The organism is Aminipila sp. (assembly GCF_032051575.1).
Taxonomy (GTDB): Bacteria; Bacillota; Clostridia; order Peptostreptococcales; family Anaerovoracaceae; genus Aminipila.
On the sequence record NZ_DAMBYD010000006.1, the window covers coordinates 281124 to 306697 of the forward strand.

23 protein-coding genes are annotated in these 25574 nt (G+C 35.8%); 3 read left to right on the plus strand and 20 right to left on the minus strand.

Going from position 1 to position 25574, the window contains the following annotated elements; all coding sequences use genetic code 11:
- Positions 1-29 precede the first annotated feature (29 nt).
- Positions 30-1520 (minus strand): glycerol kinase GlpK, encoded by a 1491-nt coding sequence (gene glpK, locus RTW14_RS10460; protein WP_312650647.1) that lies wholly within the window; start codon positions 1518-1520, stop codon positions 30-32.
- A gap of 303 nt (positions 1521-1823) precedes the next feature.
- On the opposite strand from glpK, the gene RTW14_RS10465 reads away from it, so the two are divergent.
- Positions 1824-3233 (plus strand): alanine/glycine:cation symporter family protein, encoded by a 1410-nt coding sequence (locus tag RTW14_RS10465; protein WP_312650650.1) that lies wholly within the window; start codon positions 1824-1826, stop codon positions 3231-3233.
- Positions 3234-3450: 217 nt separating this feature from the next.
- On the plus strand, positions 3451-4860 hold the full coding sequence (locus RTW14_RS10470) for an alanine/glycine:cation symporter family protein (RefSeq protein ID WP_312650653.1): 1410 nt from the start codon (positions 3451-3453) through the stop codon (positions 4858-4860).
- A gap of 144 nt (positions 4861-5004) precedes the next feature.
- On the opposite strand, the gene RTW14_RS10475 is transcribed toward RTW14_RS10470, so the two are convergent.
- The 7 genes from RTW14_RS10475 to RTW14_RS10505 are packed head-to-tail and all read right to left on the minus strand — an operon-like array spanning position 5005 to position 10950.
- Positions 5005-6192 carry an aminotransferase-like domain-containing protein gene (locus tag RTW14_RS10475; RefSeq protein WP_312650777.1) on the minus strand — a complete coding sequence of 396 codons (1188 nt, stop codon included), beginning with the start codon at positions 6190-6192 and terminating at the stop codon, positions 5005-5007.
- 24 nt (positions 6193-6216) lie between these two features.
- Positions 6217-7617, minus strand: coding sequence for a sodium-dependent transporter (locus RTW14_RS10480; protein WP_312650656.1), 1401 nt, complete (start codon positions 7615-7617; stop codon positions 6217-6219).
- A gap of 35 nt (positions 7618-7652) precedes the next feature.
- The gene (locus RTW14_RS10485) at positions 7653-8342 is read right to left on the minus strand and encodes an ATP-binding protein (RefSeq protein ID WP_312650659.1); all 690 of its coding nucleotides are present in this window, start codon (positions 8340-8342) and stop codon (positions 7653-7655) included.
- Between the two features lie 19 nt (positions 8343-8361).
- Positions 8362-8895 carry a 2-oxoacid:acceptor oxidoreductase family protein gene (locus RTW14_RS10490; RefSeq protein WP_312650661.1) on the minus strand — a complete coding sequence of 178 codons (534 nt, stop codon included), beginning with the start codon at positions 8893-8895 and terminating at the stop codon, positions 8362-8364.
- Positions 8896-9642, minus strand: a complete 747-nt coding sequence (locus tag RTW14_RS10495; RefSeq protein ID WP_312650663.1) for a thiamine pyrophosphate-dependent enzyme — start codon at positions 9640-9642, stop codon at positions 8896-8898.
- Positions 9643-10719 (minus strand): 3-methyl-2-oxobutanoate dehydrogenase subunit VorB, encoded by a 1077-nt coding sequence (gene vorB / locus RTW14_RS10500; protein ID WP_312650666.1) that lies wholly within the window; start codon positions 10717-10719, stop codon positions 9643-9645.
- A gap of 15 nt (positions 10720-10734) precedes the next feature.
- Positions 10735-10950 carry a 4Fe-4S dicluster domain-containing protein gene (locus tag RTW14_RS10505; protein ID WP_312650669.1) on the minus strand — a complete coding sequence of 72 codons (216 nt, stop codon included), beginning with the start codon at positions 10948-10950 and terminating at the stop codon, positions 10735-10737.
- A 295-nt stretch (positions 10951-11245) separates the two neighbouring features.
- Between RTW14_RS10505 and RTW14_RS10510 the strand changes: the two genes are divergently transcribed.
- A complete protein-coding gene (locus tag RTW14_RS10510; RefSeq protein ID WP_312650672.1) occupies positions 11246-11986 on the plus strand; it encodes a helix-turn-helix domain-containing protein in 741 nt (246 codons plus the stop codon).
- A 64-nt stretch (positions 11987-12050) separates the two neighbouring features.
- On the opposite strand, the gene RTW14_RS10515 is transcribed toward RTW14_RS10510, so the two are convergent.
- From RTW14_RS10515 to spoIIP, 12 genes are all read right to left on the minus strand, one after another.
- Positions 12051-13388, minus strand: a complete 1338-nt coding sequence (locus tag RTW14_RS10515) for an acetyl-CoA hydrolase/transferase family protein (protein WP_312650675.1) — start codon at positions 13386-13388, stop codon at positions 12051-12053.
- Positions 13389-13404: 16 nt separating this feature from the next.
- Complete coding sequence (gene nifJ, locus RTW14_RS10520) at positions 13405-16914, minus strand: pyruvate:ferredoxin (flavodoxin) oxidoreductase (protein WP_312650680.1); 3510 nt, start codon at positions 16912-16914, stop codon at positions 13405-13407.
- A gap of 340 nt (positions 16915-17254) precedes the next feature.
- The gene (locus tag RTW14_RS10525) at positions 17255-18313 is read right to left on the minus strand and encodes a hypothetical protein (RefSeq protein ID WP_312650683.1); all 1059 of its coding nucleotides are present in this window, start codon (positions 18311-18313) and stop codon (positions 17255-17257) included.
- Entirely contained in the window at positions 18297-18533 is a 237-nt protein-coding gene (locus RTW14_RS10530; RefSeq protein ID WP_312650685.1) for a helix-turn-helix domain-containing protein, read from the minus strand. The genes RTW14_RS10525 and RTW14_RS10530 overlap by 17 nt, the downstream gene beginning before the upstream one ends.
- Before the next feature lie 32 nt (positions 18534-18565).
- Positions 18566-19582 carry a hypothetical protein gene (locus tag RTW14_RS10535; RefSeq protein ID WP_312650687.1) on the minus strand — a complete coding sequence of 339 codons (1017 nt, stop codon included), beginning with the start codon at positions 19580-19582 and terminating at the stop codon, positions 18566-18568.
- Between the two features lie 173 nt (positions 19583-19755).
- Positions 19756-20268 carry a DUF2812 domain-containing protein gene (locus RTW14_RS10540; RefSeq protein ID WP_312650689.1) on the minus strand — a complete coding sequence of 171 codons (513 nt, stop codon included), beginning with the start codon at positions 20266-20268 and terminating at the stop codon, positions 19756-19758.
- A gap of 14 nt (positions 20269-20282) precedes the next feature.
- On the minus strand, positions 20283-20594 hold the full coding sequence (locus tag RTW14_RS10545) for a PadR family transcriptional regulator (protein ID WP_312650693.1): 312 nt from the start codon (positions 20592-20594) through the stop codon (positions 20283-20285).
- A gap of 161 nt (positions 20595-20755) precedes the next feature.
- Positions 20756-21946 carry a radical SAM family heme chaperone HemW gene (gene hemW / locus RTW14_RS10550; protein WP_312650696.1) on the minus strand — a complete coding sequence of 397 codons (1191 nt, stop codon included), beginning with the start codon at positions 21944-21946 and terminating at the stop codon, positions 20756-20758.
- Positions 21943-22203, minus strand: coding sequence for a hypothetical protein (locus RTW14_RS10555; RefSeq protein WP_312650698.1), 261 nt, complete (start codon positions 22201-22203; stop codon positions 21943-21945). Before RTW14_RS10555 ends, hemW begins: the two co-directional genes overlap by 4 nt.
- Positions 22204-22444: 241 nt before the next feature.
- The gene (gene lepA, locus RTW14_RS10560; protein ID WP_312650702.1) at positions 22445-24256 is read right to left on the minus strand and encodes a translation elongation factor 4; all 1812 of its coding nucleotides are present in this window, start codon (positions 24254-24256) and stop codon (positions 22445-22447) included.
- Positions 24257-24322: 66 nt separating this feature from the next.
- The gene (locus RTW14_RS10565; protein WP_312650705.1) at positions 24323-24550 is read right to left on the minus strand and encodes a hypothetical protein; all 228 of its coding nucleotides are present in this window, start codon (positions 24548-24550) and stop codon (positions 24323-24325) included.
- 64 nt (positions 24551-24614) lie between these two features.
- The gene (gene spoIIP / locus RTW14_RS10570; RefSeq protein WP_312650708.1) at positions 24615-25568 is read right to left on the minus strand and encodes a stage II sporulation protein P; all 954 of its coding nucleotides are present in this window, start codon (positions 25566-25568) and stop codon (positions 24615-24617) included.
- Positions 25569-25574: the final 6 nt, after the last annotated feature.

Genomic DNA, 25574 nt, shown 5'->3' on the forward strand with positions numbered 1-25574 from the left:
GTACAGAATACTCCCCTTCTATTTTTATATCATTCAGCCCACATCAGAGCACATTTTACCGCCTTTTGCCACCCTTTAAGCATTGCCTGACGTTTCTCTGGTAATATGTCAGGTTCAAAAGTTTTGTCTATCTGCCAGTTTTCAATTACATCTTCTTTGTTTTTCCAATAACCTACAGCCAATCCGGCAAGATAAGCTGCTCCTAAAGAAGTGGTTTCAATACACTTTGGTCTGTGAACTGTAGTGTCAAGCAAATCTGCTTGAATCTGCATCAGAAGATTATTCGCACTTGCACCCCCATCAACTTTTAGAACAGCTAATTTTATATTGGAGTCTTCCTCCATAGCATTAAGCAAATCTGCAGTCTGATATGCCAGAGACTCTAATGTTGCTCGGACTAAATGATATTTATTTGCTCCTCTAGTCAAACCAAAAATGGAACCTCTGGCATAAGGATTCCAATATGGTGCGCCCATTCCAACAAAAGCAGGCACTACATACACACCATCAGAGTCCTCCACAGAAGCAGCCATAACCTCAGACTCTGGAGAGGAATGTATAATTTCCAATTCGTCTCGAAGCCATTGTACAGCAGCTCCAGCTACAAATATAGATCCTTCTAATGCATAATTAACCTTTCCATCAAGCCCCCAGGCTATAGTCGTAAGAAGACCATTTTGGGATTCAACAGGCTTTTCTCCAGTGTTCATAAGTAAAAAACAGCCTGTTCCATATGTGTTTTTAACCTCACCCTCTTTAAAACAAGTTTGTCCAAATAGTGCCGCCTGCTGATCCCCAGCAGCTCCGGCTATTTTTATAGGCCCACCAAATATTAGAGGATCCGTTTCCCCATAAATGCAGCTTGACGGCATAGGTTCAGGTAACATATTCTTTGGTATATCTACCTCTTTTAATATTTCATCATCCCATTTTAACGTATGAATGTTAAAAAGCATTGTCCTTGAAGCATTTGAATAATCTGTCACATGAACTCTGCCCATGGATAATTTCCAAATTAACCAAGTCTCAATCGTCCCAAATAGCAAATCCCCATTTTCTGCTTTTTCCCTTGCGCATTCTACATGATCTAGTATCCATCTTAACTTTGTGCCAGAAAAGTATGCATCTATTAGGAGTCCTGTCTTAGATTTAAAGCTTTCTGATAGTCCTTTTGCTTTCAACTCGTCACAAAACTCAGCTGTACGTCTACACTGCCAGACAATCGCATTATATATAGGAAGCCCAGTATGCTTATCCCAGACCACTGTAGTTTCTCTTTGATTAGTTATCCCTATAGCCTGAATATTTTCAAAAGTAGCATCTATTTTATATAATGCTTCCTGTGCTACACCAATTTGTGTAGACCAGATTTCCATTGGATCATGTTCTACCCATCCACCCTGAGGATAAATCTGCTTAAACTCTTTCTGAGCAAGACTTACAATTTCACCTTTCTTATTATATAGTATACATCTTGAACTTGTAGTGCCCTGATCAAGGGCCATAATATATTTATTCATAATCTGCCTCATTTTTACATTTTTTCTTACTATAAATATGATTATATTTTGGTTTTTATATTATATCATATTACTTTATGTTTTTATGCTTATACTGTTTATAAAAAATAATTAAAAATAAAGAAATAAATGTTTGCAAATGCTCATTATTATTTGTTATAATCTTGAATTGTAATATTTAAAATTATTACAATATTTTAAATAATTTTTTAAAGTTCTAATTACCTTAGCAATAATATCAATCTTGTTTGTCTATAATCCTATTATATAAATTTGCATTAAGGTAAATGAAAGGGGAAATATATGTTAAATACTATTGAAAATATTAACACCATAATAAATGATTTCGTTTGGGGTGTTCCGGCTATGATCTGTATAATCGGTGTAGGCTTATACTTAAGCTTTTCTACTCGTTTTATACAGTTGCGAAAGTTTACCTACGCAATAAAGATGACGCTTGGTAAAGCATTCAAAAAAAGCGAAGCTGCCGAAGGTTCTACTACTCCATTCCAATCCCTATGTACCGCTTTAGCCGCTACAGTAGGTACCGGAAACATAGCAGGAGTAGCTGGTGCTATTGCAATCGGCGGTCCTGGTGCAGTTTTTTGGATGTGGATTTCAGCATTTTTAGGCATGTGTACTAAATTTTCAGAAGTAACATTGGCTGTCCATTTTCGTGAAAAAAATATACATGGGGACTGGGTTGGCGGCCCTATGTACTATATAAAAAACGGCTTGTCTGCTAACTGGCAGTGGCTGGCAGTCGCCTTTTCCGGTTTCGGTGTACTTACGGTTTTTGGAACTGGTAATGCCACTCAGGTTAATACCATCATAACAGCCGTAGATTCTGCTCTTTTAAATTTCAATGTTGTATCAACCGGAAATATGGGAATGATTAATTTAATTATCGGAATTATAATTGCAATACTTGTTGCCCTAGTACTAATAGGTGGAATAAAACGTATCGGAAAAGTTACTGAAATACTGGTTCCTTTCATGGCTTTACTTTATATCGTACTTTCACTTGGTGTTGTTCTTCTTAATATAGATCATCTTCCTGGCGTATTTGGAATGATTTTTGCAGGTGCTTTCAGCCCATCTGCCGTTACTGGTGGTGTTGTAGGCAGTATGTTTATGAGTTTAAAAAAGGGTTTTTCCAGAGGTATATTTTCTAATGAAGCTGGTTTAGGAACAGGCTCCATAGCCCATGCATCAGCCGATGTAAATCATCCTGTTAAGCAAGGTCTGTTCGGCATCTTTGAAGTTTTCGCAGATACTATCGTTATTTGTACTTTAACAGCGCTTGTTATTCTATGCAGTGGTATTGAAGTTAAATATGGTACAGCCGCTGGTGCAGAGTTAACAATTAGCGGTTTCGCAACAACTTATGGTGGAGGGATTACAATCTTTACCGCCATTGCATTATGCTGTTTTGCCTTTTCTACTGTTCTTGGCTGGGGTCTTTACGGTACAAGGTGTATTGAATTTTTATTTGGTTCAAAAATCATTAAGCCTTTCGTAATTGTATATTCTTTAGTAGCTATCATAGGTGCTACTGCTGATTTAGGAATGATTTGGTCTATTGCTGAAACTTTCAATGGACTGATGGCAATACCAAACCTGATAGCACTATTTTTACTTGGTGGCACAGTTGTAAAACTTGTAAAAGACTATTTCTCAAACCCTGCATATGAAGACGATAATATTAAGTAATATAAAAAGAATTATTGCTAAACACAAAAAGGCTCAGGTTTATCCTGGGTCTTTTTGTATCTAGCAAATCATGTTCTAAAGCTCACTGTAATTATCTTAATATTACATTTAATAAAAATTATTTAAAGATTATAAAATATTAAAATAATCTGATTTTTGTGATATAATAAAAAATAAATTTAATCTTTAGGTTAGGGAAAAAAAGGGGGAGAAAAATATGTTAGCCACTATTGAAAGTATTAATACTATGGTAAATAACTTTGTATGGGGTGTACCTGCTATGATTTGCATAATCGGTGTAGGCTTATACTTGAGCTTCAATACTCGTTTTATACAGCTGCGTAAATTCAACTATGCCATTAAAACAACTATTGGTAAAGCCTTTCACAAAACTAAAGCGGCAAAAGGTGCCACAACACCCTTTCAGGCGTTGTGTACAGCTTTAGCTGCTACGCTCGGGACAGGCAGTATAGCGGGGGTAGCAGGTGCAATTGCAATCGGAGGTCCTGGTGCAGTTTTTTGGATGTGGTTTTCTGCACTTTTAGGCATGTGTACTAAGTTTTCGGAGGTAACACTGGCTGTCCATTTCCGTGAAAAAAATATACATGGTGACTGGGTAGGTGGCCCTATGTATTACATAAAAAACGGCTTATCCTCCAACTGGCAATGGTTGTCAATAGCATTTGCCATATTTGGTACTCTTGCAGTTTTTGGTACTGGAAACGCAACTCAGGTAAACACCATCACAGTAGCCATCGATTCTGCTCTTTTAAACTTCAATGTTGCATCAATTGAAAACCTCAAAACCATTAACTTATTTATCGGAATTATTATTACAATGCTAGTTGCTCTGGTTCTTTTAGGAGGTATTAAACGTATAGGAATGGTTACTGAAAAACTTGTCCCCTTTATGGCTTTACTTTATATTGTTCTGGCATTAGGGGTTATCCTAATGAATATCAGCCATATTCCAGCAGTATTTGCACTAATTTTTAAAGGTGCATTCTCTCCATCGGCTGCCACAGGTGGTGTTGTAGGTACCCTGTTTATAAGTTTAAAAAAAGGAATTTCAAGAGGTATATTTTCGAATGAAGCTGGTTTGGGAACAGGTCCAATAGCCCATGCCTCAGCTGATACAAATCATCCCGTTAAACAAGGGTTGTTTGGTATTTTTGAGGTATTTACTGCTACTATCTTAATTTGTACTTTGACTGCACTAGTTATTTTATGCAGTGGTGTTCCATTTACTTACGGGGTTGCTGCCGGTGCAGAATTATCAATCAGCGGTTTTACAGCAACTTATGGCGGATGGATTTCGATTATTACTGCCATAGCATTATGTTGTTTTGCATTTTCAACCATTCTTGGCTGGGGACTTTACGGCTCAAGGTGCATTGAATTTTTATTTGGTCCCAAAATCATAAAACCTTTTATGATTATCTATTCTTTAGTAGCGATTATCGGTGCTACAGCTGATTTAGGCCTAATTTGGTCTGTTGCTGAAACATTTAATGGTCTCATGGCAATTCCAAACCTGATTGCTTTGTTCTTACTCAGTGGTACTGTTGTAAAACTTATAAAAGACTATTTTAATAACCCTGCATATATAGAAAAAAAATCTGCCTAAAAATTTGCTCTATCAAGTATACAGTATACGGTATTAACTTCCTTAATAAAAAATTAGTATAAAAAATAGAAGATTAGTTTTCGCCAACCTTCTATTTTTTATAGTCTGACTCAGCATTAATGCTGAGTCTTTTATTATCTTCTGTTATTTCATATTTTTTTTAATCACTTCAGCAATTCGTTGAATCCCTTCAATAATCTTTTCCTCTGGCATGCACGAGTAGTTCATTCTGAAAGTATTCTCATGTCCTCCATTAGGGAAAAAGCTTCCACCCGGAACATAGGCCACCTTCTTTTCAATACATTCCAGTGCCATATTTCTAGCGTTTATGTATTCAGGAAGAATTACCCATGTAAATAATCCTCCCTCTGGTCGAGTATACTCTACACCCTCAGGAAATTCTTCATCCATAGTCTTAAGCATTATATCTCTTCTTTTTCTATATACCTCTTTTATTTTTGCAATGTGATCATCCAGATTATATAAATCCATATATTTTGAAACTTCCATTTGAGAAATAGTTGATGCCTGTAAACTTGATGCCTGCTCTATAAAGTTATATTTTTCCAGCTTTTCAGCACTGGCGCATACCCATCCAAGTCTATAACCAGGAACCAAAACCTTTGAAAAAGTTCCAAGATAAACAACCAATCCTTTCGTATCAAGTGCTTTAAGCGCAGGTAAGATTTCCTTTTCAAATCTTAACTCTCCATATGGATTGTCTTCAATAACAGGAATTTCATATTTATTTACGATTTCCATAAATTTCTGACGTCTTTCCAGTGACCAGGTCCTTCCCGAAGGATTTTGAAAATCAGGAATGACATAAATCATTTTAACCCGTTCTTCTTTTCCCAAATTTTTTTCTAATTCTGATATAATCATACCTTCTTTGTCAGTAGGTACCTCTATAAATTTAGCTTCACTAGCTTTAAAAGCATTGATCGCACCAAGATATGAAGGGCTTTCAAGAAGCACGATATCATCTTTATTTAAGAATACGCGGGCAGAAAAATCAAGCCCCATCTGGGAACCACTGGTCATAAGAATATGAGAAGGATCTGTTTTTATTTTATTTTTAGCAAGCATTCTTTCTGCAATATGTTTTCTTAGCGGTAAAAATCCTTCTGTAGTGGAATATTGAAGTGCTTGTTTTCCTGATTCCTCCATTACACAAACTGCAATTCTTTTTAATTCTTCGATAGGAAATAATTCTGGAGCCGGCAGCCCCCCTGCAAATGAAATAATATCAGGCTTTTCAGTAAGTTTTAGTAGCTCTCTAATTTCAGAACCTGTTAATAAATTCATTTTATCTGAAAATTTTATCACAATTTTCCCTCCTAAAATCACTTTCAATTAGTTGAAAATGCCAAGTTTAAAGAAACCATCAATCTGTCCTAAAAGAATCATAGCCATTCCAATAGGAGCAATATATTTAAAACAGAACATAGCAAATTTTTCAAATCTCCACTTATTTCCTTCTTGGCACAGTTCTTCTCTCATCCAGTCTGGTCCAAGCTTCCAACCAATAATCAGAGACATTAACAGCGCACCAACCGGCATCATGATACCTTCTGATAATAAATCAAAGAAATCTAACCAGCAGAATCCTAAAAGTTTTGGCAGGCTGCCTTCTCCAAGAGAATCTATAGAAATCAAAATTGTAAGTACACATAATATAGCTCCAATAAATACAGACAGCTGCTTTCGGTTAGCTATCTTTCCTTTTTCTTCTTTTCTGTCAATAAGAACGGATACTACAACTTCCATTAGTGATATGGATGAGGTAATTGCTGCAATAAAAACTAAAAAATACAGAAAGAAGCCAAACATAGGACCAGCAGCTCCCATAGCATCAAATACAGCCTGTAATGTTATGAATAGCAGTCCTGGGCCTCCTGCAGGCTCCATACCCATTGCAAATACAGCTGGAAAAACAGCTAAGCCTGCCATTAATGCCACTATTGTATCCGTAATAGGAATAATAAGGGCATTTTTTTCAATATTTTCGGTCTTGGAAAGATAGGATCCATAGGTAATGATAATTCCCATGCCAAGTGATAATGAGAAGAACATTTGTCCCCCGGCTGTGGCAAGTACGGATATCCAACCAAATCCCTTAAAAACTTCCCAATTAGGTACAAACATAAATTCCAGGCCAGCTGATGCTCCTGGCAGGGTTACTGCTTTTATAATTACTACTAATAATAAAACAAATAATGCCGGCATGGCAATCTTTGAAAATCTTTCAATGCCTCCAGACACACCACCCATCACAATTATTACTGTAATTATTGTAAATATAACTGCAAAGATGGATGCTGAAAATCCATTGGTATAGAAATTTATAAAATAATTTGTTGCATCTGCTCCGTTAACTCCCCATACTGCCCCAAAAACATCACCCAAGTTAGCTAAAGCATACTTTAAACAATACCCTCCAAGTGAACAATAAAACGATAATATTAATATCGGGCATAAAAAGGCCATCCAGCCTAATACTGCATACTTTTTGCTAAGCATACTGTAAGCAGCAATAACCCCCCTTCCTGTACGCCTGCCAATGGTTAATTCACCTAACATAATAACAAAACCTACTAATACCGCTAATATTAGATAAAATAACAAGAATGCAAATCCACCATTCATTCCCATCTTATATGGGAATCCCCATAAGTTACCCAGACCTACTGCTGAACCTACAGCGGCCATTAGGAAGCCTAAATTGCTCCCCCATTCGCCTTTACTACTATTCATATTATGAATTCCCTTCTTTTTGTAATAATTATAACTTATCTGTCTAGCCAGGTTGGTCTCATATACAATTTTATAGGATAGATAGTCATATCACTGATATTCTGTGACTTAATAGCCTCTTTTAAAGACTCTACCAGACTTTCATGACAAACATTAAATACCACTGGTATCTTTAACTGCTCTGCGATTTGGCTGCATAATTTATATCCCTTGATAATATCCTCTGGTTTGGTATCTTTAAGCATATGAGTATTATTAATCAATCCATCAATGCCAATGCCTGTTTCAGCGTGAATGCTGGCAATGTGTTTCAAGGCCCCCTGCAGATTATCAGTCTCAGGTCTGTTAGCATTTATGACACACAGCTGCTCACATTCCTCTGTCATGAAATATTTCTTAAACTGGTTAAGAATCATTGCTCCGCTGTTATTTCCCCCTGCATCCACAATGGTCACATACTCTTTATTTTCAAGCGGAGCCCTCATACTTGCAGAAATAGCTGGAAGATCTTCTGTTATATCATATCCGAAGGAATTAAAGTCCACCAGAATTCCCATGTCTTCTAAAACTTTCTGACGTTCTCTGCTTCTGAAATATGGATTTGCAATATCCATATCTAAAATGGCTGTTTTATCATATATTTTTTTTAGCTCTATAACTCGATTCACGGAAAATTCTGTTTTGCCGCTACCGTAATGGCCCGTAATTAATGTAATTCGTTTCATATATTGCAAAACTCTTTCTTTACTTCGTCCAGGCTCCCAAAGCCTTCATATTCATAGGAATAAGCTTGGCTTTTTCACCTGACATTACTTTTTGAAATACCTTTTCCATAGTTGACTTATTTACAACATTTGTTACATTTATAATCGCACCTAACATAACCATATTAGCAGCTTTAACACTCCCCACTTTATTTTCTGCAATTTTATTGCAATCAATATAATAAACATTTATATCATCTCTCAAGGCTTTTGACGGCACGATTGAGGAGTTTATAAATAAATTTCCACCACTTACAAGCATACACTCAAATTTTTCAAGGGAAGGTCCATTCATAGCCACAAGAACATCACAAGTATTTACAAGCGGTGAAGCAATTGGTATATCTGAAATACATACAGTACAGTTGGCGGTGCCTCCTCTCATTTCAGGTCCATAGGAAGGCATCCACGTTACTTCTTTTCCTTCAAACATGGCTGCATAGGAAAGCATCTGTCCAATCAGCAATACTCCCTGTCCCCCGAAGCCGGCTACAAATATTTTTTTTATACTCATCTATCTTACCTCCTCTGGACATTTAAACTGCTGAACTGGGTAATATGGAATCATATATTCTTTCAGCCATTCTATAGACTTAGTAGGAGTAAGGCCCCAATTCGTCGGACATGTTGATAATATCTCAACAAATGCAAACCCCAGTTTCTTTGCCTGAACTTCAAAAGCTCTCTGTATAGCTTTTTTTGCTTTTCTTACATCTGCTGGAGAACTTAAAGAAACTCTTTCTACATAAACAGCGCCATCAATAGTTGCAATCATTTCTGCCATCCTTAAAGGATATCCTGCCTGCGCAATAGTTCTGCCTTCTACACATGTAGTTGCTTTCTGTCCTACTAAAGTAGTAGGGGCCATTTGACCACCTGTCATGCCATAAATAGCATTGTTAATAAAGAATGTGCAGAATTTCTCACCTCTTTCTGCCACATGGATAATTTCACTCGTTCCAATGGAAGCAAGATCCCCATCCCCCTGATATGTAAACACTAATGAATCCGGATGTACTCTCTTAATGCCTGATGCTACCGCCGGAGCTCTTCCATGTGGAGATTCAAGCATATCTACATTCATGTACTGGTGTGCCACAATGGAGCAGCCTACTGGGGAAACTGCAATACAATTACCTATGTCATTCCTTTCATCCAGTGTTTCCATAATTAAACGATGAGCAATTCCATGAGTACAGCCAGGGCAATAGTGTAATTCTGTTTCACGCATTCCTTTTGTATATTCAAATACTGGCTTCACTTACTCCACCTCCAGAATCTTTTTTGTTCTATCTGCAATTTCTATTGGGTCAAGCAGCATGCCTCCCACTCTGTTTATAAGGGATACAGGATACCTTCCTTCAATTGCAAGTTTAACGTCATTTATCAGCTGTCCCTTTGAAAGTTCAACAGTTATAACATGTGCTGCTTTTGGATTAATTTCTTCGAATGCTTTATTTGGAAAAGGCCATAAAGTTTTAGGCCTGATTAGTCCAGCTCTGATTCCATCCTCTGCCAAAAGATCCATAGCTTCAAGCACTATTCTTGAGGTAGAGCCATAAGCAACAAATACAACCTCTGCATCCTTTACCTTTGTATTCACATACTCAGGTAATTCTTTTTCAGCTTTTTCGTATTTAGGCCAATATTCATTAATATAATCTTCCAGCAGATCTTGCTTTAACCAAACTGAATTAATAGCATTTCTTTCCCTCTGATTCTTATGTCCCGTTAAAGCGTAAGGTTTAATTAAAGGGATGTCTTTTTCTTTCACTGCTTCCTTCATAGAAGGTACGATTACTGGTTCCATCATCTGTCCTAACATACCATCTGCAGCAATTATTACTGGATTTCGATATTCGTCAGCAATATCAAAAGCATTGTAAATCATATCCATAGCTTCCTGAATTGAATTGGGCGCATAAACGATACAATGGTAATCACCATTTCCTCCTCCCTTTGTTACCTGATTGTAGTCTGCTTGTGCTGGTTGTATTGAACCAATGCCTGGTCCTCCTCTCATTACATTAATTAATACAACGGGAAGCTGTACTGAACACAACAGTGAAATTCCTTCCTGCATTAATGCAATACCTGGTGAGGAGGAAGACAGCAATACCCGACCTCCAGCCGCGGCTGCACCATATGCCATATTTATTGCTCCAAGTTCACTTTCGGCCTGAATAAAAGCTCCTGCTGCTTTTGCCAGCTCCCTCGACATATATTCAGGGATTTCATTTTGTGGTGTAATTGGATAACCAAAATAATATCTACACCCTGCATTTATTGCTGCAATAGCAAAAGCTTCATTTCCCTTGATTAACTTTTTTTCCCTCATTTTTTTGTTTTCCCCCTATTCTGTGTAAACATTAATAACACCATCAGGACACATTAATGCACAACTTGCGCACCCCATGCATTCTTCTTCATTGGTGATACATATGGGGTGATATCCTTTCTTATTTACATTAAATTTATCAAGTTCCAGAACTTTTTTAGGGCATACAGAGATACAGATTTCACACCCTTTGCACCTATTGGTCCTGAGAATTAATTTACCTTTACCCAAATCTATTCACTTCCTTTTTTGATTTTAGTAATAAAAGTCTCTTAACTTTTATATCCTATACAATCTTACAAAAAAATTTGATTATGCGTCAATTAAGGCTAGTTTCTTAATACGAAACCTTTTTACCTTTAAGTCTCTTAAAAATAATTTTTTGCTCAATGGTTTAATTGTTTAAATTTTCAAACATTTTAATTGTACTTATTTACTTAAATATTGCTATTTGTAAGAAACTTTTTATTGACGCTGTCCAACTTTTCAGTAAAATTAAATTATCTTAAATACGGGAAGTGATAATATGAGTGAAATTTCTCAACATGTGGGACATAGAATTAAAAAATACAGAAAAAGTCGTGGACTTACCATTCAAGATTTTTCAAAAATGATTAATAAAAGCAAGGCCACTTTATCAAAGTATGAGAACGGCTCCATAACTGTTGATATTGAGACTTTGCAGGATATTGCAGATGCATTAGAAATAGAATTGATAAATCTGATTGATTATCAATCACCAAACAAGAAAAGTGAAATTTTGCCCAAAAACATCTATTTTAACAAACATAAATATTATATGTACTATTATGATGGCCGAATAAAAAAAGTAGTCCGCTCTTTAATATGTCTCACTCCTACTCAAGAAAATCCAAGATATTTAACGGTTATGATGTATAACGGTTTAGAGACTTTTAATAGTTTTGAAAAGTGCCAATACATGTTTGCTGGCTCTATGAAACCTTATGATACCATTACCCATTTAAATCTTACCAATCAAATCAATACCTCGGAAAAAATGTACATATGTATGCTCAATCCAATGCATGTAAGTTCACCTGCCGTAGGTTTAATGACTGGTATTGGAAGCAGTCCATTCTTTGCACCAATTGCAATTAAAACTTTAATTTCTAAAGAGATATTAGAAGAAAACGATAACTTCATAAATGTACTAAAACTAAACAAAGAAGACTATCATATGATAAAAAGCTACAATATGATGGTGGTCAATTGCCATAGTTCTTTATTTCTGGATAAGGTAAAGTAGAATGCCATAATATACACAAAAGACTGCTCAAATGAAATTAATTTTGAGCAGCCTTTTCATTTAATTATCTTTTATTAGATTTTATCCAGATTTTTTGCTTTTCAGCTGCCTTAATCAGCTGTTCTCTATGATTAGGATGTGCTATTGAAATAAGCATTTCAGCCTTTTCCCAGGTGCTTCTTCCTGCTAAATTCACCATTCCATACTCCGTTACAAGATAGAATCCCTGGCTTCTTGGATTTGTAATAATGTCTCCCCTTGAAAAAGTAGGATAAAATCTGGATTTTGTATTTCCTTCCTTATCTATAAAGGACGAAGTCATGCATATAAAGGCCTTCCCACCTTTGGATAAAAATGCACCGGTTAAAAAGTCCAGCTGGCCTCCAGTTCCACTAATATGTCTTGTTCCTGTACTTTCAGAGCAAATCTGTCCATACAAATCAACTGCTATACAATTGTTAATTGAAATAAAATTATCAAGCTGACAAATGGTCTCTGGTGCATTAATATAGTCGATAGGATATGTGACTAGCCCTGGATTTTCACAAGCCCAGTCATAAAGTTCCTGAGACCCCAATGCGAATCCAAAGGTTCCCTTTCTTTTATTTATATTTTTCTTTTGATTAGTCAGTTTCCCATTTTTATGCATATCCAGATATGCATCTACCATTAATTCTGTATGCATCCCAAGATTCTTCAAATCTGATTCAGCAATCATTTTGCCTACTGCATTAGGCATTCCACCTATACCCAACTGTATTGTTGAACCATCCACCATTGCATTCACTATATACTTTGCAATTATCTGATCAGTTTCTGTAGCTGGTGGTGTAGAAAGAGTTAATAAAGGTTCATGGGGTCCTTCAACTACAAAGTCCACCTCTGATATATGTATCATTTCTTCATGACCGCCATAAACTCTGGGTAAATTTTCATTTACCTCTAGTATAATAACGTCGGCAACATCCATTGTTGCTCTTGCGGTTGCATTATTTATTGAAAAGTTAAAGTAGCCGTGCTCATCCATTGGAGGTACAGCCATCATGGCCACATTCACTGTAAGATATCTTCTGTAATATTCTGCAACATTTCTATAAATCATTGGAATATAATTGCAGAGCCCTCTGTCACAAAGTTTTCTTTCATAAGCTGAACAATGCCAGCTATTATAAATAAAGTGCTTTCTTTCTGGATCATGTTCTACCATCTGAATGGGCTGAAGCACCAAATAACCCCTTACTTTTACATCTGTAAGTTCTTCTTTTCGTTTTGCAAGAGCAGCATCAAGTAATGTAGGAAATCCAAGAGATACTGCAACATCGATCCAGTCGCCGCTTTTCACAACTTTAACTGCTTCTTCAGCAGTACAAAGCTTATTTCTATACTCATTTCTGAATTCCATGAAGGTTCTCCTTTAATTATTTTGTAGCTCTGTTCTTAAAATGATTGAATTTCTCTTTAACATCCTTTTCTGCTTGTGCAAATAACTTTTCTGCATTTTCAGGGAAAGCAATTTCTAATGCAGAGTATCTTACTTCACCTCTCAAAAACTCTATTAGTTCCATACTTGGTTCTTTTGAATCAAGTATAAATTCCTTTGTGTCGGGATTATATCGATATAAATTCCAGTACCCGGATTCCACCGCCTCTTTCATTTCAAACTGTGCATGGCTCATTCCCTGCTTTATGCCGTGAGTAACGCAAGGAGCATAACAAATAACAATAGACGGACCTTTATGCTGTTCCGCTTCTTTAAGGGCCTTTATTAACTGTGTCGGATTAGCACCCATTGAGCACTGTGCAACATAAACATCGTCATATGACATCATCAGAATACCTAAATCTTTCTTTTTTGTTTTTTTGCCAGATGCCTGAAACTGCGCCACTGCGCCTATAGGGGTGGCTTTTGAGGACTGACCTCCAGTATTGGAATAAACCTCTGTGTCTAAAACAAGTACATTGACATCTTCACCCATAGCAAATACATGGTCTAATCCTCCGTATCCGATGTCATATGCCCATCCATCACCTCCTACCATCCACATAGTTTTCTTTGAAAGATTATTTCTTTTTGATAATATAGTATCCACTAAAATCTTTTCTTCATCGTTAAAACTATTTTCCTCAAGAGCTTTAATTAATTCTTGTGTAGTTGAAGTAGAAGCCTTTAAATCATCATATGCTTCAAACCATTCTGCTATAGATTTCTTTACAATCAAATCATGGGTAATCTCTTCAAGTTTTCTGATATCCATTGCTACTGACTCTCTTAATTGTTTTACTGCAAGACACATCCCATAACTAAATTCGGCATTATTTTCAAATAAGGAATTTGACCATGCAGGGCCTTTACCTTCTTTATTTTTACAATAAGGTATACATGGCATTGCAGCTCCCCATGCCTGTGAACAACCCGTTCCATTAGCTATGTAAATCTTGTCTCCATACAACTGTGTAAGCAATTTAACATATGGAGTTTCTCCACAACCTGCACAAGCTCCTGAGAATTCAAGAAGCGGCTGTTTAAACTGACTTCCTTTTACTGAATATACATCAGCCACTGGTTTTTGGGCTAATGTCATTGCATAATTCCAGTTTGTCTGATCTAAAGATACTTCATGAACCGGCACCATTTTTATGGCCTCTTCTCTCATAGGACATACTGAAACACAGCAACCGCAGCTGGTACAATCAAGGGTACTCACCTGAATGGAGTATTTGAGGCTGCTATATGATTTGCCCTTTGCCTCTACCATTTGAAATTGTTTAGGGGCATTTTCTGCTTCATCCTTAGATAATAAAAATGGCCTTATTACAGCATGGGGACACACATAAGCACACTGATTACATTGTAAACATTTATTCTTATCCCATACAGGAAGTACTGTTGCTATTCCTCTTTTTTCATAACATGATGTTCCCAGTGGCATTGTTCCATCTTTTATTTTCAAAAAAGTACTTACAGGAAGTTCATCCCCCTTCTGCTTATTTATAGGAATTAAAATATTTTCAATCACGTCTGGAAGAATCTGATTTTTTATCTTTTCATGTTCAGCCCGTAAAATTTTCCATGATTCAGGAACCTCTGCTTTAACTACTGCATTAATTCCTGCATCAATAGCGTTTATGTTCCTTCTTACTATTTTTTCTCCCTTTTTCCCATAAGTCTTCATTACTGCCGCTTTCATATGTTCTATAGCATCTGAAGCTGGTATTATATGGGCCAGCTTGAAAAATGCTGCCTGAAGTACGATATTTGAGCGATTTCCCAGTCCAAGTTCCTGTGAACATTTATTTGCATTTATTATATAAAACTCTATATTATTGTCAGCAATATATCTCTTCATTTCAGCTGGAATATGATTGCTTAATTCTTCTTTACTCCATTCACAGTTAAGTAGAAAAGTTCCTCCTTTTTTTAGTTCTGTAATAATACTGTATTTTTCAATAAAATGCTGATTATGACATGCTATAAAATCTGCTTTTTTTACAAGATAAGTTGAACTAATGGGGCGGTCACCAAATCTTAAATGAGACTTAGTAATACCAAAAGACTTCTTTGTATCATACTCAAAATATGCCTGGCAGTACATATCTGTAGTCTCCCCAATAATTTTTATGGAATTCTTATTTGCACCAACTGTACCATCTGAGCCAAGCCCCCAAAACTTACAACTTATGGTTCCCACTGGCTCTGTTATGATTTCCTCTTCAACAGGCAGTGATAAATGAGTAACATCATCATCAATTCCTACAGTAAAATGATTCTTAGGCTGACTCCCCTTCATATTTTCAAATACAGCTTTAATTTGTGCAGGTGTAGTATCTTTTGAAGACAATCCATATCTTCCTGCAAGAATTTTAGGCTTGTTTTCTTCATTTATATACGCTGTACACACATCTTCATAAAGAGGCTCACCCAATGCTCCAATCTCTTTTAATCTGTCTAACACAGTAAGTACTTTAACAGTCTTAGGCACGGCGCCAAATAAGTGTTTAGCTGAGAAGGGTCTGTAAAGATGTACTTGCAAAAAACCAACTTTCTCACCTTTTTCATTCAGGTATTTTACAACCTCCTCAATTGTTCCACTTACAGATCCCATGGCAATAATAACTCTTTCTGCATCAGTATCCCCATAATAATTAAATAGTTTATATGTACGTCCAGTAATTTTACTAATTCGATCCATATAATCCTGTACAATGTCTGGTAATTGGTCATAATCAATATTGTTAGACTCTCTAACCTGAAAATAAATATCGGGGTTCTGTACTGTACTTCTCATAACAGGTTTTTCCGGATTTAAAGCGTTTTTTCTAAAAGCTTCAAGTGCCTCATAATCTATTAATTCTGCAAATTCATCGTATTCAATGGCTTCAACTTTCTGAATTTCATGTGATGTTCTAAAACCATCAAAAAAGTGCATAAATGGAATCCTTGATTTTATAGCAGATAGGTGTGCTATTCCTCCCAGATCCATAATTTCCTGTACACTTCCAGAAGAAAGCATGGCAAAACCAGTTTGCCTGCAATTCATAACATCTGAATGATCACCAAAAATAGAGAATGCGTGGGTTCCTACCGTTCTGGATGCCACATGCAATACACCTGGATGCCGCTGTCCTGAAATTCTGTGCATTGTTGGAATCATTAACATTAAACCCTGGGATGAAGTATATGAAGTTGCAAGTGCCCCTGCTTCAAGAGCACCATGGACAGCACCAACTGCCCCTGCCTCCGACTGCATTTCCACTAATCTTACTGTCTGACCGAAAATATTTTTTAATCCGTTTGCCGCCCATTCGTCTGTCTTTTCTGCCATTGGTGATGATGGAGTAATGGGATAAATGCCTGCAACTTCTGTAAAGGCATATGCCACATAAGCAGCAGCTTCATTGCCATCAACAATTTTCATGGTTTTACTCATTTGCTTCCTCCTTTTGTCTTTATATGAATAACTACAATATTTGCTTTTCATATACTTTGATAATATTTTTTTACCTTTTTAAAGTCAAATCACATAAATTTCATCTTATGAAAATATTTTTATAATAGTTTCATTAAACGAAATATGTCACTGCCTTATAACCTGTATTTTTTTCATTCCTTCTGATTTCAGAAAATTTGTACATTGCAATATATTTTTACGAAACTTTATATAATAGCGTAATGTATATTTAGTTTTTGACATAAAAAAAAAGACTGAATTCAGATTAATACCAAATTCAATCTTTAACTCTCTCATATTCTTCTCTTTTATCTTATGACTATTTCTCAAAGCTCAAATTAAGCAAATACACTCTACCCTTTTCATCAAGCTTTTTAAAGATATGACTCTGTAAATTTTCATATCCATCATTCTCTGTTATTCCAATTTTACCACAGTCATATACGGTTCTTTTGCTATATGTATTTCCCATTGCATCTATAAAATGTTCTTCCACAATAACGTAATCCGTATTCTTCTCCAGATTTAAAACTTGATCTCTTTGTGAAAAATTAATATCTAATACTTTTATAAGCTGATGATTTTTATCCATCTGCCTTACTTCTGCGCTCTTTAAAAAATCCATCTGTTCTAAGTTTATTTTAAAGGTTTTTGTTTGTTTTGTTGATTGTGCTGAAATTCCTGTACCAGTCATATAATCTTCATAGCTTTCTGAAATGCTTATCCCGCTATTTCCCACTCCTGAGCTTGGATCTGATACCGGATTTATGCATAATATATCTGAACTTGGAATATTTGTATATACACTGCCATCATTTCTCTGATATATCTCATTGACTCTTACTCTTGTATTTGCTTTTGCGTTTACTCCAATAGTAGCCTCAACTTCATTTTTTACCTCTGATCTGGATTTGTTATTTTCGCTAAATTCATTGGCAGCAGTTGATATCTTTACATCATACACATCCTCTGAGCACTGAGTTTCCATATATGATTCTGTCTTCCCATTTTCTTCAGCTATTCTCCTTGTATATAACACACAATATCCTTTTATGTTTTCAAAATTATAAGTACCATCATTCTGTTTAATGCCTTCTATTGTAGCTCTATTATCAAACCTCTTAATTTCTTCATCCGTCAGTTTTCTGACGCTCCCGTCAGCCCGTACAAGCTTTTTTTCTTCATAATATAAAGTATCCCCATCCTGCATGATGTAATCTTTCAAATCCTCTTCAAAAGTAACAAATACACCAATCAATTGATCTCCATTTTTTATGTTCTGTAATGCTGGATTTGCTAGACTGCATCCACTAAAACAAATGGACATTATACACATAACAAGAGCAAAGGCTCCTGAGTTTCTAATTACTTTCTTCATGCTCTTCCTCTCCCAATTCCCCATCAAATTTCAATATATCTCCCACATCACACTGCAAGTAATAGCAAATTTTATTTACAGTATTAAACCTTACCCCCTTTGCTTTGCCACTCCTTAACACGGATAGGTTAGCCTCCGTTATGGAAACCAGCTTGCAAAGTTCCTTGGAGGTCATATTTCTTTTTTTCAGTATCTCATCTAAATGAACTTGAATCGCCATCTCTTCCTCCAGTTATATATATTTCTGAAACTTTATATAATCATTTGGTTATCATCATAAAGCAATGAGCTTTCTTTTAAATATTCTGCTATAAGCAATCCTGCAAAAGCTAAAATTAAAGGAATAAACGGAATATCCAGTAAAAAGTTAGCGTGTAATAATTCACGCCAAAATATTAGCTGAATTACATTCTGTGTAATGTTGCATACTATGGATACAGTTACCGTTACTCTGCTTCTTTCTGCCATTAGATTAGCTATATTTACCGCACTTTCATCATACTTATTTTCTTTTAACAATTGAATCAGCCTAATCCCTGACTCAATAATTCCGACAAAACACACCATAGGCAACAAATCCAAGAAGAATTTAATTGCTGTAATAAATATCCCTGCTTCTGGTATGCCGCTGTTTTCGTATTGTTGAAATAAGTTTAAAGGCAAAGTGAAACAAAAAAATATCACATACACTATAGTAAAAAATAGCAAAACACGTTCAGTCTGCTTCCAAATATCTGTATGCTTGAAACTGCCCGCAAACTTTAAAACGAAATATCCTATAATCAGTGAATAGGCTACTCCTGCTAAAAAACATTTAAGTGCAGGCAGCATATCGCTCATAACTGCACCTATTGCCTTTGGCGTTATATTTGATATCACACCTGGATTGATAAAACAATACATCATAAAAAATAAATAAAGAGACAATGCAATAAGAATTACATCCGCTAATTCTAAAGAATAGCTTTGTTCAAATTCTAATTGTAAATGTTGTTTATTTCGTATTTTTTCCAATTGCCTGCCTAATTTTGTTCGAAAAGCAAAGAAAGCAGGAATTAAGCAAATATCCAAGTACAAAATCCATGCGGCTATATTTCCTATTGTTGAACTGAATGACAGCCACCTAAGCCCCCTTGCTACCACTTCCATAGGTAAGTAAATTCCATAATATATGGTTTGAATTTCTCCTAAAAAGTACATCACCGTAGCTAAAATTGCAGAACTAAAAGCCACAAAGTACACTATTGTATTAAATCGTTTAATCTCCATTCCCAATACCTCACAAATCACATCTGTATAAAATTACGCTCCTATGCTAAAATTATTGTTTTACGATAATTTATTCTTTTATAGTATGCTACAAATTATCGTTTTGTCAATAATTATATAAATCTAACTCAATAAAAAAGCTAGGTGATCTGTTTTTGCCACCTAGCACATATCTAAATTTGATTTTTCAGTTGCTGAATTTTCCATTTACATTTCCATACCATCCTTAAAAATACCAATACTATCATTCCTAAGAATATAACAAATCCCCAGAATATATTTCTATCAGCTTCAATTGCACAACTGACTTCAACAAGAAAACATATTACTTCAATCAGTAAAGCCACAGAAAAAAAGTTTTTTATCCGAGTATATTGTGCTATCTTTGATTCTCCATCAGTATACATTTCCAACGGCCCATCAGAAGATTTTTTTCTAATAAATACCCATCTATACCATTGTGAAATCACTTCAACTCCACTTTCTTCCATAAAACTGGCAAAGTGTTTCTTATCCCCATTCCAGTTATTTAGTAAGTCAATTTGATAATTATACTCACCTGGTTCACAAGCTTCGAAAGTATACACACCTAAGAAAAACTTTTTAAAAGCCCATCCTTCCATGGACATTTCATTTAACCAATTTGCTTCTTCATCTTTATCAAAATATAATCTAAATTTTTTCATATCTATACCTCCTTTTATTTTTCCATTTGCTTTGAGTTCTCAACAAGTTCTTCTAAACGGCTCACTTCCACATTAAACATTTCTCTGCCTGCATCTGTTATAAGATATTCCTTTTTCTTTCTTGATTCTTTATCTTCGCTATAAAGCTTAATCCACCCCTTTGATACCATAGAATTAATTGCACCGTACAATGTGCCTGGTCCTAAATTCAACCTTCCTTTTGTCATCTCTAACACATCTTGAATAATTCCATATCCATAATTTGGTTTTCTTACAGCCAGCAATATATAAAACAGTGCCTCTGTTAAAGGCGTATTCTTTTCCAATGTATCGCCCTCCAATCTATCGCATCACGACATATTACAATATATCAGCATACGATATATGTGTCAATAATAATTTAAACATTTTTTTGAAATATAAAAAAAATGGCAAGTAATCTAGTAGACTACTGCCATTATACGACTTGCACATTTGTTATTGCATCCTACACAAACTCCGACAGCACTGTATTGGATACATCTACACCTTTTATGGTAAATCTTATTCTATCGTTTTCCAGAATCATCAGTTCATTTTCCACGTATTCTTTTACTAGTTTCTCCTGATCCGGATATGCTTCAAACAATTTCTTTCCAAATCGGTTCTCAAATTCAGTAAGGTTAATGCCTTCCGCTCTTCTCATCCCTGTTATAATAAATTCCACCATATCATCATGTTCAGTATTTGTATGCTGCCATTCAACCCATTTACGTTCAGTTTTTAAATGGTCATCAATTATCCCTATACCGAGGTTGTCGGGTTGAAGTTGTTGGATGTACTTGCCCAAATCTCGGGTATTACTGAATCGCTCGCCATTCATATAAGAATGAGCCCCAAGGCCTATGCCTAAGTAATCTCCCATATCCCAGTATTTTAAATTATGTTTACACTCAAACCCCGGCTTTGCACAGTTAGATATTTCATAGTGGTTATATCCAGACTCTTTTAAAAACTTAGATGCCCCATGATACATATCTCTATCTATTATATCCGATACCATGTTCAATTCACCCTTTTCAAACATTTCAAAGTATCTGGTTCCTTCTTCCAACTGAAGACTGTAAAATGAAATGTGTTCTGGATTGAGATGGATAGCCTCTTGCAATGTTTCTTGCCAAACTTCTTTAGTATGTTCTGGTATAGCAAACATTAAGTCTATGTTTATATTGCCAAACCCAGCTTGTCTTGCTAACGCATAGGTTTCCTTTGCATCTTCTGATTGATGAACCCGTCCTAAACGTTTTAATGCCATATCATTAAAAGTTTGTATACCAATGCTTATGCGGTTAATTCCTGCCTCTTTGTATATTTTAAGCTTTTCTGCATCTATAGTTTTAGGGTTACATTCAATAGTTATTTCTGCACCTTTCTCAACTTTATACTTGTCCTTTATGAGTATAAGGACTTCTTTCAACAAATTTGCATCAATTAAAGAAGGCGTACCCCCACCAAAGAATATGGTATCTACAGTAAAATCATTACCATAAACTACAAAGTAGTATTCAAGCTCTCTCTTTAAAGCATCTATATATCGTCTATGTAGGTCCGCCCCACTATTTTCAAAGGATAAAAAGTCACAGTACAGACACTTTTTGATACAAAATGGTATGTGTATATACACTCCCAGTTTTTTCATAATACCTCCATAAATCTTCGTATTATTTCATCCATAATATTCGCAATCAGCATGGTTCTATCAACAGGGCTGCAAAACTTCTCATTATTTTCAAGATAATAACTTTTTAAAATAAAACTTCTCAGTTCTGGAAAATCCTCAGATGGTATAAATAATTTTTCCTCTTTAGACTGTTTTATCTCATATTCTTTAGCTTGTTTATATAATGTTCTAAGTCCATCATCAGAGATACTTTTTAGAAAAATGTAAGATTTCATATTTTTTCACCTAACTCTTTATATAATATTCATTGTAAATGTTCATCTATTAAATTTTACTTTAATACCTTTAATTATATTGGCTAGTTTTAACTGAAATCAATCATCCAAATTATAGCAACTCAATATTGATACACATTCTGACAGATTTTAAGCGATTTTTGGGCCACTTAAACTATACACATAAAAAGTGCCCTTATTTGTACCATAAGGGCGCTATTTTATATGCAAGATTTAGATTCTATTTATTATCATCATACTTCAGTACAGCTGTAAAGGCTTCCTGTGGAACTTCAACAGTACCAAACTGTCTCATTCGCTTCTTTCCCTCTTTCTGCTTTTCAAGAAGTTTCTTCTTACGTGAGATATCACCACCATAGCACTTAGCGATTACGTCTTTACGATAAGCCCTTACCGTTTCTCTGGCAATAACTTTCTGACCAATTGACGCCTGAATAGGTACCTCAAACTGATGCATAGGGATGATTTCCTTAAGCTTTTCGCAAACAAACTTACCTCTTGCATAAGCTTTTGACTCATGAACAATCATAGAAAATGCATCCACTAAATCTTTGTTTAAGAGTACATCCATCTTAACAACTTGAGATTTTTCATATCTAATGAATTCATAATCAAGTGAGCCGTAACCTCTAGTCTTCGATTTAAGTGCATCAAAGAAGTCATAAATTACTTCATTTAAGGGCATTTCATAGTGTAGCTGAACTCTAGTCTCTGTGATATATTCCATGTGAATCATTTTACCACGTCTATCCTGACAAAGTTCCATGATTGCCCCTACATATTCCTTAGGAATCATGATATCAGCCTTTACTATAGGTTCTTCAATGTGATCGATCTCTATCAGTGCTGGTAAATTTGAAGGGTTTTGAATCATTTGTATTTGACCATCATTCATAACTACCCTATAGATTACACTTGGAGAAGTTGTGATAACTCCAAGGTCAAACTCTCTTTCAAGCCTTTCAACTATGATTTCCATGTGAAGAAGGCCTAAGAAACCACATCTAAAACCAAATCCTAACGCTTGTGAAGTCTCTGGTTCAAAATTAAAGGCTGCATCATTGACCTGAAGTTTTTCAAGTGCATCCTTTACATTCTCATACTTTTCACCCTCTGCTGGATAAATACCGCAGAATACCATGGACTGGACTTTTTTATATCCAGGTAAAGCCTGCTCTGTAGGGTTACTATCTAAAGTAATCGTATCTCCTACTCTTGCATCAGCCACCTGTTTAATGCTGGCACATATATATCCTACTTCACCCGCTCTAAGTTCTTTGCAAGGAACTGGTCCTGGAGAGCAAACACCAACCTCCGTGACTTCATACTTTTTCTTAGTATTCATCATGCGGATTGTATCTCCTTTTTTGACTCTGCCATCAAAGACTCTTGTATAAATAACAACGCCCTTGTAATTATCATAATATGAGTCAAAAATTAAAGCCTTAAGTTTTCCTTCAATGCTTCCAGAAGGTGCTGGAACCTGTGCTACTATAGCTTCAAGCAAGTCCTCAATTCCGATTCCTTCTTTAGCTGAAACCAGTGGCGCATTCTCCGCATCAATTCCAATAATTTCCTCAACTTCCAGCTTCACTTCATCTGGTCTTGCACTGGGAAGGTCTATCTTATTTAATGTAGGAATAATCTCAAGATTTTCATCAAGCGCAAGATAAACATTTGCTAATGTCTGTGCTTCCACTCCCTGAGTTGCATCTACAATTAAAACAGCGCCTTCGCAAGCAGCAAGACTTCTTGAAACTTCATAGGTAAAGTCCACATGGCCCGGAGTATCTATTAAATTAAAGATATACTCCTCTCCATCTTTTGCTTTGTATGAAAGTCTAGTCGTCTGAAGTTTTATAGTTATACCTCTTTCACGCTCTAAGTCCATGTTGTCCAAGAACTGTTCCTTCATGTCTCTATGCGCAACTAAACCTGTCTTTTCAATAATTCTATCGGCTAAAGTCGATTTGCCGTGATCTATATGTGCAATAATGCTAAAATTTCGTATATGCTTCTGGTATGAATCCATACTTCCTCCTCAATCATAATAAGTATCCTTATATCCTTACTATTATAATTGATATTGCCATAAATTTCAATTGTTAATCACTTCTAAAAGCCGGTCATTATTTACCCTCATAGTAAACTCATAGCCCAGTGCAAAAGTGTCACCGGGCTCTTCTACTTCAATTGGATTTAAAGTCATATCTATAGCAGGCGGATAACCTGCCATATGACCACTTCTTACATCTACAGTAATAACACCTGCAATTCCTCCGATTATAAGAAGGAATATTAAAGATCCTCTAAAAAAAGTTCTCATCTTTTGTAACCCCTATCCCATAGGGTTTATTGTAGCATTACAGATTTTATTTATTCACCATCAGTTACTGTAAATCTTTAATAACTGCAGCAAGCACATTTGCAAAACACTTTGCTGAAGCATCTGACTCTCTGATATTATTTTCGTTGTTTCCAACTTCAAGCAGTAAATGATAATCCGAAACATATTGATTAAATTTGTAAGCCTTTTCAATGATTCTGCCGCCATATCCTGGGTACATCTCTTCAGCCTTCTGATTAACGGTATTCGCAAATATTTTAAGCTTCGCTGCATTTGGATTTCCATTTCCAACTACAAGATTATATTTTGCTACTGTTTCTCCATTAACAATGGCTGTCTTTCCTGCCCCTCCGGAATATCCTGCAGCATCCCTATGTAAATCTATTACCACCGCCACATTTTTATACTGTCCAAGCAGGCTATTTATAGTCTCCAAAGACCTGCTGTAAGACTGATTATAAGAAGGATTATCGTTTATAGTTTTGTCATGAACTACTTGAATTCCCTGCTTTTGAAGTTCCGCCGTCAGGACATTTCCTACTTCTCTTACTGTTCCCTCTTCTTGCAGTACGTGGAAATTGCCGTCTGACGCAGGCTGATAGGATTCAGTAGCATGCGTGTGATAAATTATGACAACTGGCTTACTGTTGTCAATGTTTATAGTCTGTGGCGATGGATTTTCAGGGTTTTGAGTATCAACTACTGTTGGAGTCTCAGTAGCTGGTACTTCCTGTTTACCTGCATCATCTGTAGGTTCAGTTTCACCTTGTGATGTTTCTGCTCCGGATTCTTCTTTTCCCTGTTGTTCACTAGGAGTATCCTGCCTTTCTGTGCCTCTGCTGCCCACCATTAATGCACCCGACAAGCACATCTTACCCACGTCTGCTTCAGTTAGTTCAAAATCCCTGTCGTGGCCATTTTCCAAACCACGTACAGTTATCGTAGCCGTAATTACAAATACTGCAATTCCCAATGTGAGCAATTGTTTTCCCTTCATTTTTAT

Bases quoted from the DNA above. Each gene is read 5' to 3' on its own strand.
- RTW14_RS10510 (WP_312650672.1), top strand. From the start codon at position 11,246: ATGAGTGAAATTTCTCAACATGTGGGACATAGAATTAAAAAATACAGA.
- glpK (WP_312650647.1), bottom strand. From the start codon at position 1,520: ATGAATAAATATATTATGGCCCTTGATCAGGGCACTACAAGTTCAAGA.
- spoIIP (WP_312650708.1), bottom strand. From the start codon at position 25,568: ATGAAGGGAAAACAATTGCTCACATTGGGAATTGCAGTATTTGTAATT.
- RTW14_RS10480 (WP_312650656.1), bottom strand. From the start codon at position 7,617: ATGAATAGTAGTAAAGGCGAATGGGGGAGCAATTTAGGCTTCCTAATG.
- RTW14_RS10540 (WP_312650689.1), bottom strand. From the start codon at position 20,268: ATGAAAAAATTTAGATTATATTTTGATAAAGATGAAGAAGCAAATTGG.
- RTW14_RS10535 (WP_312650687.1), bottom strand. From the start codon at position 19,582: ATGGAGATTAAACGATTTAATACAATAGTGTACTTTGTGGCTTTTAGT.
- RTW14_RS10530 (WP_312650685.1), bottom strand. From the start codon at position 18,533: ATGGCGATTCAAGTTCATTTAGATGAGATACTGAAAAAAAGAAATATG.
- RTW14_RS10470 (WP_312650653.1), top strand. From the start codon at position 3,451: ATGTTAGCCACTATTGAAAGTATTAATACTATGGTAAATAACTTTGTA.
- vorB (WP_312650666.1), bottom strand. From the start codon at position 10,719: ATGAGGGAAAAAAAGTTAATCAAGGGAAATGAAGCTTTTGCTATTGCA.
- hemW (WP_312650696.1), bottom strand. From the start codon at position 21,946: ATGAAAAAACTGGGAGTGTATATACACATACCATTTTGTATCAAAAAG.
- RTW14_RS10565 (WP_312650705.1), bottom strand. From the start codon at position 24,550: ATGAGAACTTTTTTTAGAGGATCTTTAATATTCCTTCTTATAATCGGA.
- lepA (WP_312650702.1), bottom strand. From the start codon at position 24,256: ATGGATTCATACCAGAAGCATATACGAAATTTTAGCATTATTGCACAT.
- RTW14_RS10555 (WP_312650698.1), bottom strand. From the start codon at position 22,203: ATGAAATCTTACATTTTTCTAAAAAGTATCTCTGATGATGGACTTAGA.
- RTW14_RS10515 (WP_312650675.1), bottom strand. From the start codon at position 13,388: ATGGAATTCAGAAATGAGTATAGAAATAAGCTTTGTACTGCTGAAGAA.
- RTW14_RS10465 (WP_312650650.1), top strand. From the start codon at position 1,824: ATGTTAAATACTATTGAAAATATTAACACCATAATAAATGATTTCGTT.
- RTW14_RS10490 (WP_312650661.1), bottom strand. From the start codon at position 8,895: ATGAGTATAAAAAAAATATTTGTAGCCGGCTTCGGGGGACAGGGAGTA.
- nifJ (WP_312650680.1), bottom strand. From the start codon at position 16,914: ATGAGTAAAACCATGAAAATTGTTGATGGCAATGAAGCTGCTGCTTAT.
- RTW14_RS10485 (WP_312650659.1), bottom strand. From the start codon at position 8,342: ATGAAACGAATTACATTAATTACGGGCCATTACGGTAGCGGCAAAACA.
- RTW14_RS10525 (WP_312650683.1), bottom strand. From the start codon at position 18,313: ATGAAGAAAGTAATTAGAAACTCAGGAGCCTTTGCTCTTGTTATGTGT.